This window comes from uncultured Zhongshania sp. (assembly GCF_963975605.1).
In the GTDB taxonomy this organism is placed as follows: Bacteria; Pseudomonadota; Gammaproteobacteria; order Pseudomonadales; family Spongiibacteraceae; genus Spongiibacter; species Spongiibacter aquimaris.
Window position 1 is genome coordinate 167,064 of sequence record NZ_CAXBHN010000003.1, and the last position, 18,019, is coordinate 185,082.

General features: G+C 50.9%; 17 protein-coding genes. 10 read left to right on the forward strand and 7 right to left on the reverse strand.

From position 1 onward, the window contains the following. Nucleotides 1–10: 10 nt before the first annotated feature. From AAC007_RS05270 to AAC007_RS05290, 5 genes are all read left to right on the forward strand, one after another. Nucleotides 11–634: a methyltransferase domain-containing protein gene (locus tag AAC007_RS05270; protein ID WP_339675036.1), complete on the forward strand. Its 624-nt coding sequence runs from the start codon at nt 11–13 to the stop codon at nt 632–634. 147 nt (nt 635–781) lie between these two features. Beyond that, the gene (locus tag AAC007_RS05275) at nt 782–1,312 is read left to right on the forward strand and encodes a phosphatase PAP2 family protein (protein WP_339675037.1); all 531 of its coding nucleotides are present in this window, start codon (nt 782–784) and stop codon (nt 1,310–1,312) included. A 123-nt stretch (nt 1,313–1,435) separates the two neighbouring features. Next, a complete protein-coding gene (locus tag AAC007_RS05280; protein ID WP_339675039.1) occupies nt 1,436–2,497 on the forward strand; it encodes an MJ1255/VC2487 family glycosyltransferase in 1,062 nt (353 codons plus the stop codon). An 8-nt stretch (nt 2,498–2,505) separates the two neighbouring features. Further along, nucleotides 2,506–3,636, forward strand: coding sequence for a DUF2817 domain-containing protein (locus AAC007_RS05285; RefSeq protein ID WP_339675040.1), 1,131 nt, complete (start codon nt 2,506–2,508; stop codon nt 3,634–3,636). Beyond that, entirely contained in the window at nt 3,633–4,409 is a 777-nt protein-coding gene (locus AAC007_RS05290) for an alpha/beta hydrolase (RefSeq protein WP_339675042.1), read from the forward strand. The genes AAC007_RS05285 and AAC007_RS05290 overlap by 4 nt, the downstream gene beginning before the upstream one ends. An 81-nt stretch (nt 4,410–4,490) precedes the next feature. Here the strand turns inward: AAC007_RS05290 and AAC007_RS05295 are convergent, their stop codons facing one another. Together AAC007_RS05295 and AAC007_RS05300 are read right to left on the reverse strand one after the other, a co-directional pair. Then, nucleotides 4,491–6,230, reverse strand: coding sequence for a lysophospholipid acyltransferase family protein (locus AAC007_RS05295; protein WP_339675045.1), 1,740 nt, complete (start codon nt 6,228–6,230; stop codon nt 4,491–4,493). Between the two features lie 18 nt (nt 6,231–6,248). Beyond that, on the reverse strand, nt 6,249–7,073 hold the full coding sequence (locus tag AAC007_RS05300) for a UDP-2,3-diacylglucosamine diphosphatase (RefSeq protein ID WP_295877070.1): 825 nt from the start codon (nt 7,071–7,073) through the stop codon (nt 6,249–6,251). Nucleotides 7,074–7,277: 204 nt separating this feature from the next. On the opposite strand from AAC007_RS05300, the gene AAC007_RS05305 reads away from it, so the two are divergent. Beyond that, nucleotides 7,278–7,763 (forward strand): hypothetical protein, encoded by a 486-nt coding sequence (locus AAC007_RS05305; protein WP_339675048.1) that lies wholly within the window; start codon nt 7,278–7,280, stop codon nt 7,761–7,763. Nucleotides 7,764–7,834: 71 nt separating this feature from the next. On the opposite strand, the gene AAC007_RS05310 is transcribed toward AAC007_RS05305, so the two are convergent. From AAC007_RS05310 to AAC007_RS05330, 5 genes are all read right to left on the reverse strand, one after another. After that, on the reverse strand, nt 7,835–9,151 hold the full coding sequence (locus AAC007_RS05310) for a cobyrinate a,c-diamide synthase (protein WP_339675051.1): 1,317 nt from the start codon (nt 9,149–9,151) through the stop codon (nt 7,835–7,837). A 67-nt stretch (nt 9,152–9,218) separates the two neighbouring features. Next, nucleotides 9,219–9,914: a phosphoglycolate phosphatase gene (locus AAC007_RS05315; protein WP_339675052.1), complete on the reverse strand. Its 696-nt coding sequence runs from the start codon at nt 9,912–9,914 to the stop codon at nt 9,219–9,221. After that, entirely contained in the window at nt 9,911–10,579 is a 669-nt protein-coding gene (gene rpe, locus AAC007_RS05320) for a ribulose-phosphate 3-epimerase (RefSeq protein WP_295877059.1), read from the reverse strand. Before rpe ends, AAC007_RS05315 begins: the two co-directional genes overlap by 4 nt. 112 nt (nt 10,580–10,691) lie before the next feature. Beyond that, entirely contained in the window at nt 10,692–11,381 is a 690-nt protein-coding gene (gene murU / locus AAC007_RS05325) for an N-acetylmuramate alpha-1-phosphate uridylyltransferase MurU (RefSeq protein ID WP_339675053.1), read from the reverse strand. Next, a complete protein-coding gene (locus AAC007_RS05330; protein ID WP_296435456.1) occupies nt 11,378–12,412 on the reverse strand; it encodes a phosphotransferase in 1,035 nt (344 codons plus the stop codon). Before AAC007_RS05330 ends, murU begins: the two co-directional genes overlap by 4 nt. Nucleotides 12,413–12,559: 147 nt before the next feature. Between AAC007_RS05330 and AAC007_RS05335 the strand changes: the two genes are divergently transcribed. The 4 genes from AAC007_RS05335 to rsmA are packed head-to-tail and all read left to right on the forward strand — an operon-like array spanning nt 12,560 to nt 18,015. Beyond that, complete coding sequence (locus AAC007_RS05335) at nt 12,560–14,965, forward strand: LPS-assembly protein LptD (protein ID WP_339675056.1); 2,406 nt, start codon at nt 12,560–12,562, stop codon at nt 14,963–14,965. Beyond that, nucleotides 14,943–16,223, forward strand: coding sequence for a peptidylprolyl isomerase (locus AAC007_RS05340; protein ID WP_296435458.1), 1,281 nt, complete (start codon nt 14,943–14,945; stop codon nt 16,221–16,223). The genes AAC007_RS05335 and AAC007_RS05340 overlap by 23 nt, the downstream gene beginning before the upstream one ends. Then, on the forward strand, nt 16,223–17,218 hold the full coding sequence (gene pdxA / locus AAC007_RS05345; protein ID WP_339675058.1) for a 4-hydroxythreonine-4-phosphate dehydrogenase PdxA: 996 nt from the start codon (nt 16,223–16,225) through the stop codon (nt 17,216–17,218). The genes AAC007_RS05340 and pdxA overlap by 1 nt, the downstream gene beginning before the upstream one ends. Further along, on the forward strand, nt 17,218–18,015 hold the full coding sequence (gene rsmA, locus AAC007_RS05350; RefSeq protein ID WP_295877042.1) for a 16S rRNA (adenine(1518)-N(6)/adenine(1519)-N(6))-dimethyltransferase RsmA: 798 nt from the start codon (nt 17,218–17,220) through the stop codon (nt 18,013–18,015). The genes pdxA and rsmA overlap by 1 nt, the downstream gene beginning before the upstream one ends. Nucleotides 18,016–18,019: the final 4 nt, after the last annotated feature.

Genomic DNA, 18,019 nt, shown 5'->3' on the forward strand with positions numbered 1-18,019 from the left:
GGACACACCCATGCCCAATACGTCACCAATCCAGACCCGAGACTATTTTGGAGTGCGAACTCTACTCGCCTCACACCCCGATATGCGCCGCCTAAAGCGGGCCACGCACGCGACCCAGCTGCACGGCAATAAACTGTGGGGCAGTGCCTATCTGCTTATCGACTATTTACAAAAAAAACCACTACCTGCTGCAAGTAAAGTGCTCGACCTGGGCTGCGGATGGGGGCTAGCAAGCATATATTGCGCCAAGCATCTTCAAGCCACGGTAACTGCCGTCGATGCCGATCCCGCTGTCTTTCCCTACTTATCGCTGCTAGCGCAGCACAATGCGGTAAACATAAACACTCAATGTGCCCGCTTCGAAGCCCTAGATGCAGACACTTTAGCTCAGTACGACGTTATCATTGCCAGCGACATTTGCTTTTGGGATGAGATGAGTGAAGAAGTCTTCGATTTAATTCACCGCGCCGTTGATGCCGGTGTTGAAAAAATCATTATTGCAGACCCTCACCGGCCACCTTTCTTAGCGGTAGCCGAAGCGTGCATCGACGACTTTTTTGCCGAACTAATCCCCTGCGAAGTACTTACTAGCCGCCATCATCGGGGTAGCATTTTGTTAATTGAAAATGCCTAGGATACATCTGCCTCATTTGTCAGCTCTGGAAGTGTTTAGACACTAATACAAGCCCAAAGCTCATTCAACACTGTCTTAAAACTGCAATACATTTGTCACAATATTGAAAACACATCAGCGTATGGTTTCAGATGTGAGGATAAAACTATGCGCTTAATACAGTCGATAAATCAGTTCGATGTGCGAATGTTTCTGGCTTGCGTAAATACCCGCCACCAGCAACAGTTGTCTCGTGTAGCCCGAAGTGTATCAAAAACCGGCGACGGCTACGCCCAACTTGGCCTTCCCCTTTGTCTTTACGTGATGGGGGCGAGCCAAGGTCTAAGCTATTTTAGTGCGGTTATGATCAGTTTTGCCGCATGGCTGCCCATTTACTGGGTGCTAAAAAACACCTGCCGCAGAAAGCGACCGCCCGCCGCCATTCCGGCTTTTAGTGCCGCCATTATTGCCTCAGACGAATTCAGCTTTCCCTCTGGCCACACCGCAGCCGCCTTTTTACTAGCGACCATGACCGTGTTATTTTTCGGGGTTATCGGTACTCCACTTTTCTTGTGGGCAGTTGCCGTGGGCGCCTCGCGGGTAATCCTCGGCGTGCATTTCCCCACCGACACCCTCGCCGGCGCAAGCTTAGGTATTGGCATCGCGCATCTGGGACATTCGATTGTCACAGCGGTCTAACACCAATTTTCATATCATGCGCGCGGCCATCATACCGTCGCAAAACGACATCTATCACTCTCCACCTTCACTTCCCTCGCGCAGTGAGCCCAGTGGTAGCAAGCCCATCATGGGAGATCCATTATGAAACTCCTGTACGGAGTGCAGGGAACCGGCAATGGCCATATTTCCCGCGCCCGCATGTTGGCCAAACACTTTTCCGAAAAAAATATAGACGTTGAATATCTATTCTCTGGCCGTGCTGCCGATCAGTATTTCGATATGGAGATTTTCGGCGACTACCAACTCCGAGATGGTCTCAGTTTCGCGACAAACAAAGGTAGCATTAGCGCAATACAAACCCTACTCCAAACCAAACCGCTGACGTTTATTGGGGATGTTCGCAAACTCGATATCAGCTCTTACGATGCAATCATTACCGATTTTGAACCCGTCACCGCCTGGGCCGGCCGTCTAAAGAAAAAGCCTGTCATCGGAATTGGCCACCAGTACGCATTTGGCTACCCGGATGTACCTCAAAGCGGTGTCGACCTTCGCAACCGCCTTATTATGAAATTCTTTGCACCGACTCAATACCGCTTGGGATTACACTGGGATGCGTTTAACGCCAATATCGCGCCGCCGATAATCAATCCCGCCGAAATTCGCCAGCCTTGTGGCTCACCGGCACACATCGTCGTGTACCTGCCCTTTGAAGACCAGCAACTAGTCAGTGCAGCACTCGCGACATTTCCCAGTCAAAAATTTATTCAATTCGCGCCTCAATTACAGCGTGAGGAGCGCGCAAATATAAGCCTTAGACCAACTAGCCTACACGATTTCAAACATAATCTATGCCAAGCCAAAGGCGTAATCTGCAATGCTGGATTTGAATTAATTAGTGAATGCCTGCATATGGGAATTCCGGCCCTCGCAAAACCCGTAGCGGGACAGTCAGAACAATTAGGTAACGCCGCCGCCCTGCAACAACTCGGCGTGGCAACCGTTATGTATGACTTCTCAGCACAGCATATTGAAAACTGGCTCGCTAATATCCCCGCGCAAACCGCCGCGCACTATCCCGATGTCGCCGCGGCGATTTGCGACTGGCTATTGAGCGGCGAGTGGCATGACAGCTCAAGACTGGTGTCAGAGCTTTGGGAACAAACTGGTCGGCCCGCCGACAAGATTGCCGCGACAGGCTGATACCGACCATGAGATATAAAGAACAAGCCCGTATAGAGGACATAGCAAATCATACGGACGCCGCCTCGTACGGGCCGGATTTCCCAGATTTCACCAGCGTTATGGACGACTGCCGTGGCCGTCTTCGCCACCGGCTTTCTGAGCTGCTTTCCACCGAACAGCTTTGCCGACAAGCTGGCGATTTAATTACCACCCGCACCGAAGCTCTCGTTGACGTCGATGAATTTACCTTACCCGTGGTATCGCTCACCATTGGCAACCCAAACATTGCAAAGCACTGCCTGCTGCTCACCGCCGGCATCCACGGCGTAGAGCGCATAGGCACTCAAGTTCTGTTAGCGTGGCTAGAAACAGTAATAGAACGGTGCCGCTGGGATAGCCATTGGCGATCGCAATTTGAAAGCGAGATCGCCATAGTCGCAGTGCCAATAGTTAATCCCGGCGGCATGTTGCAAGACTCCCGCTGCAACCCAAACGGCATCGACTTAAATCGCCACGCTCCTATTGACGCAGAGGACAAGGTTCCCTTTTTAGTCGGCGGTCAGCGCATATCAAAAGCTATTCCCTGGTACAGAGGAAAACGCGGAGCCGATTTCGAAAGCGAATTTGTTGCCCTGCAAAATATTATTAAACGCTATTGCCAGGTAGATCGTCCCAGTATTGTCGTCGACTTTCATTCCGGATTTGGCTTTCAAGATCATCTGTGGATTCCCTATGCCTATCGCCGTCAACCCATCGACGACATCGGCAGCTATGTCGCGCTGAAATTACTGTGGGAGCGCAACTTCCCCCATCACAATTATGTGTTTGGTCCGCAAGCCATGCACTACCTTAGTCACGGTGATATTTGGGATTACTTTCATCGACAATGTCGCGCCGACGGAATTACCTTACTGCCACTCACCCTCGAAATGGGATCGTGGTTGTGGGTTAAAAAACATCCCCAACAACTGTTTAGTTTTGCCGGATTATTCAACCCCACCGTTCCTCACCGCCACGCTAGAGTTCTGCGCGGTCATCTGCTATTAATTGACTTTCTACTGGCTGCGGCAAGAAACATCGAGCACTGGCAACCCAAAGGCGAACAGGAGCGGGAGATGCAGCAAATGGCACAAAGCCTCTGGTATCGCCAACTATGAACGCCAACGCCGACATTAAGCACTGGCTATTTCTTCGCGGTCTGAGCCGGGAGCAAGCTCATTGGGGTGAGTTTATAAAACGCTGTGAAAGGGAACTCGGCTGGTATTGTCACGCTGTTGATCTACCCGGATTCGGTAGCGAGCACCTGCGCAAGTCGCCCCTCACCATGTCGGAAATACGCCGCGACATTCAGCAGCGACTTCCCTCAGAGCTCGCCAATAACAATTCAACATTCGGCATTGTTGCACTGTCACTAGGTGGCATGGTGGCGCTAGATTGGCTGGCGACGTCGCCGAATAATATCGCCAAGGTTATATTCATTAGCACTAGCAGCGCAGACTGTGGCCTCTTTAAACGCTTAAAACCCAGCGCGCTGCCTGCAACACTTTACGCGCTATTTGCTTTGTCACCGCGCAAGCAAGAGCGCGCAATACTCAATATGGTGAGCAATAATAAATCCAGCCATGCGGCACTGCTCGAACAGTGGTGCCAAATACGCGCCCGCCACCCGGCAAGTAAACGCAATGTGATACGCCAGCTTATTGCGGCATCACGCTTTTACTCACCGTCAAAGGAACGCCTCGCACATTCCTGCGGTCACTTCATTAGCAGTCGCGCGGATAGAATGGTGTCGTATCAATGTAGTGAGCATCTGGCAGAGAAATATCACTGGCCGCTAAGACTGCATGACACGGCTGGGCATGACCTACCGATTGATGACGCTGACTACTTGCTCGCCAGCTTCAAGCAGATCGCTTGCTGCGCTGAATAAATCGCAAGCAATATTTGAAGACCTGGAGGACTTTTAAAAGCTAGCGAAGGAAAAGCCTTAGCTAGCTTAGCGCTTGATGTTTCACGCCACTTTATCCGCGCGTGCCTCCGCAAAGTCTTCACCCAGATAGCGCTTGCGACGCGCTGGTTTCATTTTTTGCAGGTCTACCAAGACCAGGCCGTCAATGCAGTCTGCGAAGTCAGGGTCAACATTAAACGCGGTAAAACTCACGCCATCTTCGTCACACAGTTCCGTATATTGCTTGTACAAGGTAGGTACAGCGCAGCCCATTGCCGCCAACTGATCTTTTAACTGTGCAAACTCGGTGCGGTAGTCGTCGCCGCTAAATACGGTCTCCGTTAACTCACTTTTATAGGGACTATTGGCATTCGCCCAAGGCTGAGTTGCGGGGAAGTGGCGCTGATAAAACTGAATCAATAAATCTTTGGCGCCGCGGGGTAAACTATCACTCAAGCTAACAGGGCCAAACAAATAGCGCACTTCAGGGTAGCGGCGAAGATAGGTACCCAAACCCTGCCACAAGTAATCCAGACCGTTTCGCCCCCAGTAGCGCGGCTGAACAAAGCTGCGCCCTAACTCTGCTCCGCACTCGAAATACTCTTCAGCATAAGGTATCTGATATTCGAAAAGCGATTCGCTGTACAGGGTTTGGCCGTCAGCTAAATCCGTCACGCGCTTTAAGCGATAAGCGCCGACCAATTCGAGTTGATTCTCGTCCCAAAGCACGATGTGATCATAGTAGGCATCAAATGCATCTACGTCGCGACGGCGGCCGGTACCTTCACCCACCGCCCGAAAACTCACTTCACGAAGACGGCCAATTTCACGCATCACCGTGCAGTCACCACTGTACTGATAGCAATAAATTTCCATGCCGTCACGGGTGCTGCCTAAATGATCACACTTGCGAATAGCGCGCCGCAACTCCTGACGATCCTCTGGGTGAGCTACTGCCTGCGCAACCGGCATAAAACAGGGTTCACCACCGCGTTTTCTTCGACCGAGTTTATAGATATGTTTTTTAAACAAACGTACTTTAGCTGGTGCGGTCAATGGTAACTTTTCGTATACATCCGCCTCTATCGCAGGCCCAATAGTCACCCGTACGGTGCGATTATTCTGTTTGAACATCTCCCTAATAAGCCACAGGGTCGACAGCGGTTTCGCAAGCAATGACAGGGCATAGAAGAATACCGAATTTCGCGCATTGATATGCACAGGCAAAATAGGCGCCTTAGCTTTACTCGCAAATTTAATAAATCCATTGCGCCAACGACCATCGCGAATACCCGCCGGACTAAAACGAGAAACCTCGCCAGCGGGAAAAATAATAACCGCACCTTCGCCGCTCAGATGACTGTGAATTGCCTGCAAATTTTCTTTGCGATTGCGCTTACCGCTCATATTGTCGACGGGAAGCAGCAATGACCGCAGCGGCTTGATGGCATATAGCAACTCGTTCGCAATGACTTTAACGTCGCCGCGTACTTCCGACACCAACTTGAGCAAAGCGAGACCATCGAGACTGCCAATGGGATGGTTCGAAATGATGACAACTCTGCCGCTAACGGGAATACGCTCTTTATCTAACGCGCTTACTGCGTAGCCAAAATCAAAATAATCCAGTCCTTTTTCAATAAAGTCCAAGCCCTGAACATAGGGGAAATCTTTTTCAAACTGCTTAAATTCCGCCTCGTGAAAAAGATATTTTAATAGGGCTGACAGCGTTCGCCTTATACGCGGATTGCCCTTGGAAATTTTAGGGAATTGCTCATCAATCACAGCATCAACGGAAATCATGATATTTACTCCTGATTATTACCCAGCACGCCGCAGCGGGAGAATTTCCGCTTTCACCGGGCCGCCATTGCCTGTCATGCTTTGCAATAAGGTTTGATGTTCCGTCCACTGCACCAATTCTAAATTTCCTTCGTGGGTTTCACCCAACAAGGTACAGTTTTCAATCCAATCACCGTCGTTGCAGTACAACAGACCTTTTATTTTCTTTAAGGCGGGCTGATGTATATGCCCGCATATAACACCATCGAGACCTCGTCGCGCGGCCTCTTTAACTGCCGCATCTTCAAACACGGTAATGACCTGCCGAGCGTTGGGAATACGTTGTTTTATGTACGTAGCCAGCGACCAGTAATTGCGCCCAAAACGGCGACGGAAAAAATTAGCCCAGCGATTTAAAAACAACAGAAAATCATAGGCAGCGTCACCAATAAGATTCTCCCATTTGCTTAGTAAGATATGCTCGTCTAGACAGTCGCCATGGAACATCAATAAGCGTTTACCGCTTACCGTGGTATGGATTGCCTCGCGCTTGATTTCAATAGGACCGAGGATGTGGCCAACATAATCGCGCATCGGCTCGTCGTGGTTACCGGGAATATAGACAACCCGCGTGCCCTCACTGGCTTTGGCAAACAAAGCTCTAACCACATCATAGTGGCTTGCTGGCCAGTGAAAGGTGCGCTTGAGCGCCCATAGATCTACAACATCACCAACAAGATAAAGCGTCTCGCATTCAACACTGTTGAGAAAATTGAGAAGGTAGTCAGCTCGACAATCTTTAAAGCCGAGATGAATATCGGATAGCCAAATCGTTTTGTATCTATTCCTTGTTTCCACGCTCATGCATCCTCTTTATGCATTTGTGGCAAGATTAGGACTTAAAAGTGACAAACAGAGGGCTTTTTGAAGACAGATTTATGACAATTTTATCTGGGACGCTACCAAACCGTCGCCGTTCATCTATGATTCAGACAGCAAGTCTAGAATCATCCACTGGCAAATATATGAAGCCCATCAACAGATACCACACACAGCGAGAAGAAAATAATGACTACCGTTAAAGGATTAATACTCGTCATAGGCTTTGGCTTGAGCGTAACAATGGCAAGTGCTGCCGTAGCAGCTGATACTTCCAGCAGCGCAAGAGACGATGATCTCCAAAAGCAAATTATCCAGCTTCGCAAGGAACTCGATGCACTTAAAAGTATTATACAAAGGGAAGCCGATGGCACACTTCGGGTGGTTTCAGATATGCAGGTTGAGCGCGGTGTCGCAAGCCCGAGCCTGCAAGACAATGGCGGCAGTTTAAGCATCAATTCTCGGCGCGATTTAACGATGGCAACGGCTAAAAAGCTGGTCATAAATTCAGGCGATGAACTTACCCTGCAAAGTGGACAATCTTCGATCACTATGAAGAAGAATGGCAACATCATCATCTCAGGTACTGTATTAGACATACGGGGCTCTTCAGATATTATTGTTAAGAGCCCGACAAATACCTCGCTAAAGGGTAGCAAAATAAATCAAAACTAAACCGAATACAGGCTGGTGCGATGAGATGCTCAACAAACCAGCCTGACCCTATATTTGCGCAGCCAGAGAAATCACGCGGATTCAGGTTTACGCTTTGAATTAAATAAGGTGGCTATCGCGGTGGGATTAGACGGAAAAAATAAATGTAAGTACGACGCGGTCAAACCACGGCTGCGGTAAATTTCTTCGCCCGGCGCTGGATGGCGCTGTCGGCGACCACAGCCAATCGGATCCGGCGTATTATTAGATGCGGAACGATGATGGGCGTGGGCGCGAATATCTCCCTCGGGCAACACCGCGGTTTGCATTCCTTGACAACCACCGCGATCTCGCATCGCCGCTTGACCGCTCAACAGCCCGAGCATCTCAAAGCTATTTCCACTCAGATCACGCAGGCTTTCTAGGCAATACATAAAACCACCGCACTCCGCCAAAATAACCTTATCCGCCAAATAAAAATCGCGGATTTGCGATCGCATCGCACCGTTCTCAGCCAGGGCGCTGGCGTGTAATTCGGGGTAGCCACCTGGCAACCACAACACATCTGCGTCTGGTAATTGCTGATCCTGCAAAGGGGAAAAATACATCAACTCCGCACCCATATCTTTCAGCATTTGCAGATTGGCGGCGTAAATAAAACTAAAGGCATCGTCACGCGCAATGGCAATGCGCTGCCCCAAAAGTAGCGGTGCAACAACTGGCAGTTCACGAGAGCTGAACTCCACCGGCGCGGGCAATGTGGCAAGCGCACCCTGAGCAATCATTGCCGCTGCTTTATTAAAACATTCCTCTAGTTCGTCGCGCACTTCACTCGCTTGCACCAAACCTAAATGACGCTCCGGCAAACTAATTTCAGGGTCACGACTCATTGTTGCCAATAAAGGTAAATGTGCGGGCAAAGCATCTGCTATCAGTTGACGGTGCCGATCAGAAGCGCAGTTATTTGCGATCAAGCCAAGCACACGGACATCATAGCGATAATTCGCCAATCCTGTTGCAAGGGCGGCGGCGGTCTGCGCCATGCCCTTAACATCCATCAGCAATGCCACTGGAATATTAAACGTCGCGGCTAAATCCGCACTAGACGGCTCGCCGTCAAACATCCCCATCGCGCCTTCGACTAAAATTAAATCAGCAGTTTCAGCTGCCTGATAAAACTGATCGCGACAGTAGTCCTCCCCCGCCATCCACAAGTCTAATTGCACGACGGGGTGGCCAGAGGCTTGCTCTAGAATTTGCGGGTCAAGATAATCCGGCCCCATTTTGAAAATGCGAACCTGACGCCCCTGCTGACTATGATAACGAGCAATCGCCGCCGTGATAGTGGTTTTACCCTGCCCCGACGACGGTGCGGCAATAAACAGGGCGGGGCAAAAAACACTACTCATATTGGAGTATCGCTAATGTAGTTGAATTGACGGCAAACTTTCTCATTAGTGAAAATTAATAAGGCAGTTAAGAGCGAACTAAATCGAAGAAGTTATCAACTAACAAATCAGGGTTTGCATCGGCAACGGGGGCGCCATGGTTATAACCATAGCTCACGCAAGCAACTGGCATACCTGCCGCCCGAGCAGCCCTTACGTCGTTGACTGAGTCACCCACCATTACCGTGTTCGCCACATCAACGCCAAGCTGCTCACACGCCAACAATAGTGGGGCAGGATCAGGCTTGCGCACCGCCAAGGTGTCACCGCCAACCAGCACGGGCATAAACTGTTGCAGATCAAAATGAGTCAGAATAGGGTCGCTAAAACGAGCAGGCTTATTGGTCACACAGGCCATCCGCACGCCCTGCTGATGCCAGTTTGATAAGGCGTTATACACACCATCATACAACACCGTTTGCTCACAACTATGCTCACCGTAATGGTCAAAAAACACCGCGAGCAATTGATCAATTAAAGATGGGCTTACCGAATTTTCTGGAATTTCTAAGGCGTTGGCCAAAGCGCGCTGCACTAATTTAAGCGCGCCATTGCCAACCCACGACCGCGTGCGCGCAAGACCTGCGGGAGTGTAATAAAGCTGTTCTAAACTTGCATCTAGTGCGGCCGCCAAATCCGGCACGCTATCTATGAGTGTGCCGTCTAAATCAAATAAAATTGCTTTTAATTCGCGACCTTCGAGCAGGCCCTGCAGTGTCTTCATACGCTAGCGAGTTCACTTCTCATTTTTTCAATGACGTCGGCATAAGCGCCACCATTAAAAATAGCAGAACCCGCTACAAAAGTGTCTGCCCCTGCCGCGGCAATTTCTGCGATATTTTTAGCTGAAATTCCGCCGTCGACCTCTAAGCGGATATCGCGACCCGAGGCGTCGATAAGTGCCCGCACTTCCTTTATCTTATCTATCGTTGACGGGATAAAACTTTGCCCACCAAATCCCGGATTAACCGACATCAGTAAAATCATGTCGAGTTTATCCATGACATATTTCAAAACCTCAGGGCCGACCGCAGGATTTAAAACCAAACCGGCTTTGCAACCCGCATCGCGAATCATCTGCAGTGAACGGTCAACGTGGGTTGAAGCATCTGGGTGAAAGGTAATTATGCTAGCCCCTGCTTCGGCGAAATCAGCAATCATACGATCAACTGGCGACACCATTAAATGCACATCGATTGGTGCTTTTACACCGTGTTTACGCAGTGCTTTGCATACCATTGGCCCGATGGTTAAATTAGGCACATAGTGATTATCCATCACGTCGAAATGGACGATGTCCGCACCCGCTTCCAGCACCGCGTCAACCTCCGCGCCCAGACACGCAAAGTTTGCCGACAATATAGAAGGTGCTATCCAATAATCTGTCATATTCATTTCCGCTTGTTTGACTATGTAAATATTATCCGCGCCGTTAAGCACAAATACGTGAATTCAATGCCTAGCATTTTACGACCATTTGCCCACAGAATCAGCCACCACTCTAAGCACTTAAAAACGCATCCAGCGCCGCCAGACGATCAGGGGTACCAATATCCCACCAGTGGCCCTCATACAGTTGCCCACTCAGGGCCTGCCTTAATATCGCCGCCACCATCACGGGCTTCAATGCACGCCGGCCAAGACTAAACTCACTAAACACTGAAGGTCGCCACACACTGATGCCCGAAAAAGTGGTCGTATTATTGGCCACCGCACTGTCCGGCTTTTCTGTAAGTAGGCCATTCCTACTGAGGACAAAGTCGCCCTGCGGATTATGTGATGGATTTTTTATCATCACCAAGTGTCCCGCTTCCGGCTTACAGCTCATTAATGTCGCGAAATCAAAATCCGTCCAAATATCGCCGTTCACTAGTAAAAAGGGGGCATCATTATTGTCGCCGCTCAGCAGCGGCAAAGCCTGCACAATGCCACCGCCGGTTTCCAGAGGCTCTTCTTCGCGGGAGACAAAAATACGAACACCATAACGACTGCCATCACCCAAGTAGGTTTCCAGCTGGTCTGCCAGCCACGAGCAGTTGACCACTATATCAGTGATGCCCGCTGCGGCTAATTTCTCAATATGGTAGTCAATTAAGGCTTTACCGCCCGCGCGCAACAAGGGCTTTGGCGTATGGTCCGTCAACGGGCGCATCCGTGTGCCCAAGCCTGCAGCGAGTATCATCGCTTTCACAACTCAAGCTCCTTAAACCAAGCTTGATTGACGATAAGGGGAATTAACTTGTCTTCAAACCAGGCACAAAACGGCTCGAACTCAGGATATTGACTCGCCACGCTCAAGGTGTAAGTGATAACCAGGGGCAAATCGTCCAGATACGCCGATTTACCATCGCGCAGATGCAAACGGGCAAAAATACCCAGCACCTTGATATGGCGCTGCAAGCCCATCCAGTCAACGTCCTGTAAAAAATCGGACTCGCTAATATTGCCCAGCAACCCTGATCGCATAGCCATTTGCCGATACACCGCTATCCAATCGTCGACTTGTTCCGGCGACCAACTGATATAGCAGTCGCGCACCAAAGACACTAAGTCGTATGTAATTGGCCCTTGCACCGCGTCCTGAAAATCGATCATGCCGAGGCTTTCATCCGGCAAGACCATGAGATTGCGACTATGAAAGTCGCGGTGCACCACCACCTGCGCCTGCTGTAGGGCACGCAGGCTCAATTTTTCAAACACATTATTCAATAGCGCCCGCTCATCGGCGTTTAAGCGGTATTGCAAAAGGCCCTCCACAAACCATTCAGGGAAGAGACCCATTTCGGTATGTAGCCGCGCGCTGTCGTAAAGCGGCAATTTGTGAGCATTGCTAGGAATAGCCTGCATTGCCAATAACACGCGGAAGGCGCGACGATAATAATGATCCGCCGCCGCACTGTTCACCAGCAACGGGCACAGTAACTGATCACCAAAATCTTCCTGCAGCAAAAAGCCCCGTGCTTCGTCCCAAGCCAGTAGTTTAGGTACGCGCGCACCGTGCTCACTCAATAAGGCCTGCACTGTTGCAAAGGATAAATTGTCTTCTTTATCTGGCGGTGCATGAACAGCGATGACAGTGCCACCAGCCTTCAACGACAGTCGATAATAACGGCGAAAACTCGCGTCACCGGACACGACATCCAGCTCATTGGCTGCATCGCCGGCAGACAAGTCCAGCTGCTGAAGGCACCAAGCATGCAGCTCGCTTAAAATTTGATCCATATATTATTCCGTCAATGAGCCTGTTGAGCGATATTTGAGGAGCGTTTTTTCGCCTTTTATGCACTCAGGCGGGCATCCTAGCAGAGAATGCTTTATTATCCACCTTCGCCAATCCGGGCTCCATCGCCAGAATAAAATCACTAACCGATGCCAGTGTTTCGTCTACTCCTAATCTCCCTTCTCACCACCCTATCCGGGGCGGCGATAGCACAGGTTAATACCAGCGCAGATTGTGGCAGTACTGACGCCTCAGCACTTAATACCGACACGTCTGAATTACCACTGTATTACCAGCACTGGCACTGGGTACCTAACTCCCACCTTAGCGACGCCTCTAAATGTGGACTAAGCCCGGGCTGCCAAGGTAGATTCATAGAGCCAACACGAAACTGGCAGGGCTCAGACCAATCACCGCTAAAAGCGCCTCTAAACGTGTCTGCCGACACCATAGAGTCAGTCGGCACTAAAGCGACTATGACCGGCGACGTGCAACTGCGTAAAGGCGACCTAAGCCTAGATGCCGGCTACGCACAATATAATCGCAGCAATAATACGGTGCTGCTGCGTGACAATGTGGTATTGCGCCAACCCGGTATTATGTTGCGCGGTGAGTTCGCCCAAATTGACACAAACAAAGGCCTAGGCTCGCTGGAACAAGCAGAGATTCTAAGTTTTGACACCGGCGCCCGCGGCACAGCAGGCCGAATTGCGCGGCCAGATTACTCCCGCTTTGAACTAGAACAAGCAAGTTACACGCAGTGCACCCCCGACAATGAAACATGGTCCCTGCACGCCGACAGTATTGATTTAGATTACGACAGTGGTCGAGGAGTTGCCCGCGGCACCAGTATCCGAGTCTATGACATTCCAGTATTTTACAGTCCGTATCTGAACTTCCCCGTTGACGAGCGCCGCGCTACTGGCTTTTTATTCCCGTCAATTGGCTTTGCCGACAGCAGCCTAGACATCTCAACTCCTTACTATCTAAACCTTGCACCGAACTATGACGCGATTATCACCCCGCGGTTTATTGAGCAGCGCGGTGAAGCGCTTGAAACCGAATTACGCTACTTAAACAAATACAGTGAGTGGGCTGTCAACACCAGCTACCTGCCCAATGACAAGCGAGATGAGATCGACCGCTGGTTGCTGGGTATTAGTGAAAACGGCTATATGAATGAGCGCTGGGGCACCGAGATAGACTTCACCAAAGTCAGCGATGACGAGTATTTCCGCGACCTCGGACTGGCCAATTTAGCCGTCAAACGCAGCAGCCACCTCAATCAGCAAGCCGCAGTAAACTATAATTCAGACGACTGGAGCGGCCGTATAGAAGTTCAACGCTACCAGACTATTGCGGCGGTGGAAGACCCCTATCAAAAATTGCCACAGCTGCGCCTAAACTACCAATCGCCAGCCAAAAACTTCCAGCTAGAACCCAGCATGGAGTTTGAATACACCCAGTTCGATCACCGCGACAAGCTTAGCGAAGGCGGCAACAAAATAACCGGACAGCGCCTGTTTGGCACTGCCGGTGCCAGCCTGCCCATGCGTTGGCGCTGGGGCTTTGTTGAACCCGCCTTCAAAAGCCGCCATGTGGCCTATGAGCTCGAGGACGCCGACTTAGTTGGCATCGACAACCAGCTTAGCGCCAATAGTAGTCAATTTACCTTAGACAGCGGCTTGTACTTTGAACGAGATCTCAGCATCACCGATCAAGACTGGACTCAAACCCTTGAGCCACGACTGTTTTATCGCTACTCAGAGTACGTTGACCAAAGCGATCAGCCCGACTTTGACAGCTCAGCCCTGACTTTTACTTATCAGCAGCTATTTCGCGACACGCGCTTCACTGGTCACGACCGCTTGGATGACGCCAACCAGGTCGCCGTTGGTGTCAGTAGCCGTTTTATCAATAACGAAGCTGGCCGCGAAGTACTTACCGCTAGCCTTGGCCAGCTACACTATTTTGACGACGGGCGAGTGCAGCTACCCGGCGACAATGTGCGGAAAAGCAATAATTCAGATTTAGCCGGCCAAATTCGCATTCTGCCCGACGACTATCGCTGGCTGAGCGTCGATGTTTTGTATGATGCTCGCCAAGGGGTGCTCAATCAGACCAATCTAAGCTACCATCAGCGCAGCGATAGCGGCGCCTTATTTAATGCCGGTTATACATTCCGCCGCGAGGGGAATACCCTTGGCGGTTTAGAGAACGATGTTAAGCAAGGCGATGTCTCAATAAGCTTGCCGCTAAACGACCAGTGGAAGCTGTACGCCAAAACCCAGTACGATTTTGAAGACAATAGACCTGTCGAGAATCTGATTGGTGCGGAATACCAAAATTGCTGCTGGCTGACCCGTATTGTTTATCAGCGGGCCTTGGAACCCGACAACGACATCGGGTCTAACCTAAGTAGCACAGGCAATACCGGGACTCAAAACAACTCGGCCGTGTTGATCGAATTTCAGTTAAAAGGACTCGGGGGCCTAGGCACCGCAGTCACCAGTGTTTTAAAGGACAGTATTTTTGGCTACTTATCTGATGAATAATATGCGCTTACTAAAAGCTTTCACCGCCGTGCTACTAATAGCACTTGCACCACTCACCCAGGCCGAAACCAAATGGCTAGATAAAGTGGTGGCCATCGTCGATGACGACATCATTCTCGCCAGCGAACTCGATGAACGCCTAGATAGTATCAAGGCCAATATTGCGCGGACGGGCAAACAAGCACCGCCAGAAGACGAGCTCCGTAAAGAAATTCTCGACTTACTGGTGCTCGAAAATATTCAGATGCAAATGGCAAACCGCTACGGCTTGCGAATTGAAGACGAAGAGCTCAACGCAGCGGTTGCACGCATTGCCGCTAACAACAATATGACCCTGTCGCAATTCCAACAGGCGTTGACGTCGAGCGGTGCATCCTATCTCGCGGTTCGCGAACAAATTGGCCGTGAAATGATTCTCCAGCGCGTGCAAATGGGCAATGTGAACCAACGCATTCAAGTAACGGAGCAGGAAATTCAAAACTACCTGCAATCCTCAGAAGGCAAAGAGGTCACGTCGCCAGAATTCCATTTCTCTCATATTCTTATTCCGGTTAGCTCAGAAGCTACCGACGCCGAGCGCAAAGCGGCTGAAAACAGGGCCAAAGCCCTAAGCGCAAAACTGCGCTCCGGTAAAGATGTCGACAACGCGAACACCGACATCAGCATCAGCGATCTTGGCTGGCGCAAAGGCACTGAGCTTCCCGCCTTGTTTAAAGGTGTAGCGTCAAAAATGACCGATGGCGATGTATCAGAGCCACTGCAAAGCGCCAGCGGTTTCCATATCATCAAACTCTTGGAAAGCCGCGGCGTAAAACAACTGGTTAAACAGACTCGTGCCAGCCATATTCTGCTCAAACCCTCTGCGATTCGCGATGAAGCACAAACTATTGCTCTCGCTAAACAATTGCGTCAGCGCGCTTTAAATGGCGAAGACTTCCGCGAGTTAGCTAAAGAATATTCCGAAGATATCGGCTCTGCCCAAGAAGGCGGCGACCTCGGCTGGACCACCCCCGGGCAACTCGTCCCTGAGTTCCAAAAGGCAATGGACGAAACCAGCCCCGGCGAAATTCATGTACCGGTAGCGAGCCAATTCGGCTGGCATGTTATCAAAGTGATTGAGCGCCGCACCAAGGACGTGACCAATGATATGCGCAAGCAAATCGCTCGCAATGCATTGCACGAGCGCAAATACGCCGATGAGCTTGATATATGGCTTCGTAAAATCCGCAGCGAAGCCTTTGTCGACATCAAAATTTAATGCCATTACGTATTGCCATTACCCCCGGCGAACCTGCCGGGGTCGGACCTGAGCTTTTAGTTAAGCTCGCCCAACAAGATTGTAACGCCGAACTAATTGCCTTTGCCGACCCCGCTTTGTTAATTCAGCGTGCCGCTGATATCGGCCTGCCCTTACAAATAAGCGAAGCCGACTTTAGCGCAGCGCCGCAAGCCCATCGCAGCGGCCATTTGCGCGTGGTGAGTATTCCCTGCCACAGCCCCGCTGAAGCCGGTATTCTCAATGTCGACAATGCTCATTACGTAGTGGAAACGCTGCGCCGCGCAACCGACGCATGTAAGAACGGCGACTGCCAAGCACTGGTCACTGGGCCTGTGCAAAAATCGATTATTAACGACGCCGGCATTCCCTTTAGCGGTCATACCGAGTTTTTGGCTAAGCGCTGCCATGTCGATAAAGTGGTCATGATGCTCGCCACCGAGCAACTGCGCGTCGCGCTAGTCACCACGCATTTGCCGCTGAGCGCCGTTCCCGCCGCTATCACCAGCGACAACCTGCAACGCGTCACCGAAATTTTACACGGTGCACTACTGCAGCAGTTTGGCTGCCAGCAGCCGCGCATTTTGGTACTAGGACTAAACCCCCACGCCGGCGAAGGTGGCCATATGGGCAGAGAAGAAATCGATACGATTATTCCCTGCCTGGAGCAACTGCGAACACGCGGCTGGCACTTAAGCGGCCCCTTACCCGCAGACACCGCATTTACGCCACATCATCTTGAGCACTGCGACGCGGTGCTGGCGATGTACCACGACCAGGGCCTGCCGGTACTTAAGTATCAAGGATTTGGCCGAGCCGTAAATATCACTCTTGGCCTGCCGATTGTTCGCACTTCAGTCGACCACGGCACCGCACTGGATTTAGCCGGTAGCGGCCGCGCCGACGGCGGCAGTTTCTATGCCGCGCTCACCACCGCCATCTCAATGGCGGAGCACAGCAGCAGGAATAGTCTTTAATGCAATCACCTCCACAGCACCAAGCGCGCAAACGCTTTGGTCAGAATTTTCTCAATGATCAAGGCATTATTCGCCGCATCGTGCGCGCCGTTAGTCCACTAGAACATCAGCGTGTACTAGAAATCGGTCCCGGCCAAGGCGCGATCACCGAGTCAATTCTTGCCTCCGGCTGCCAACTTGACGTGATTGAGTTAGACCGCGACCTTATTCCGATTCTTGAGGGAAAATTCGGCGGCGAAACTAATTTCCGAATTCATCAGGGTGACGCGCTCAAATTCGACTTTACCGCCTTAGCTGCGGGCGACAAGCTGCGCGTGGTCGGCAATCTGCCCTACAACATCTCTACGCCGCTCATTTTCCACCTACTTACCGCCCATAACTGCATTGCTGACATGCATTTTATGCTGCAAAAAGAAGTGGTAGATCGGCTCGCCGCTCAGCCCGGCAGCAAGACCTACGGGCGACTCGGTATCATGGCCCAATATTTTTGTGAAGTAGAATCGCTATTTGATGTGCCACCGGAAGCTTTTACCCCCCGTCCCAAGGTACAATCCGCCATCGTTAGACTAACGCCCTACGAAACACCACCGTGCCCAGCGAACAATGTCGACACCCTGCAAACGGTCTTGCGCAGCGCTTTCAACCAGCGCCGAAAAACCTTGCGCAATACCTTAAAAGGGGTTATCGATAGCGAGGCGATAGAAAGCTTGGGTATCGACTCCGGCCTTCGTCCTGAACAACTGGGCTTAGCGGACTATGTTGCCATCGCCAATGCGGTGGACAGCAACAGCGAGTAATTTG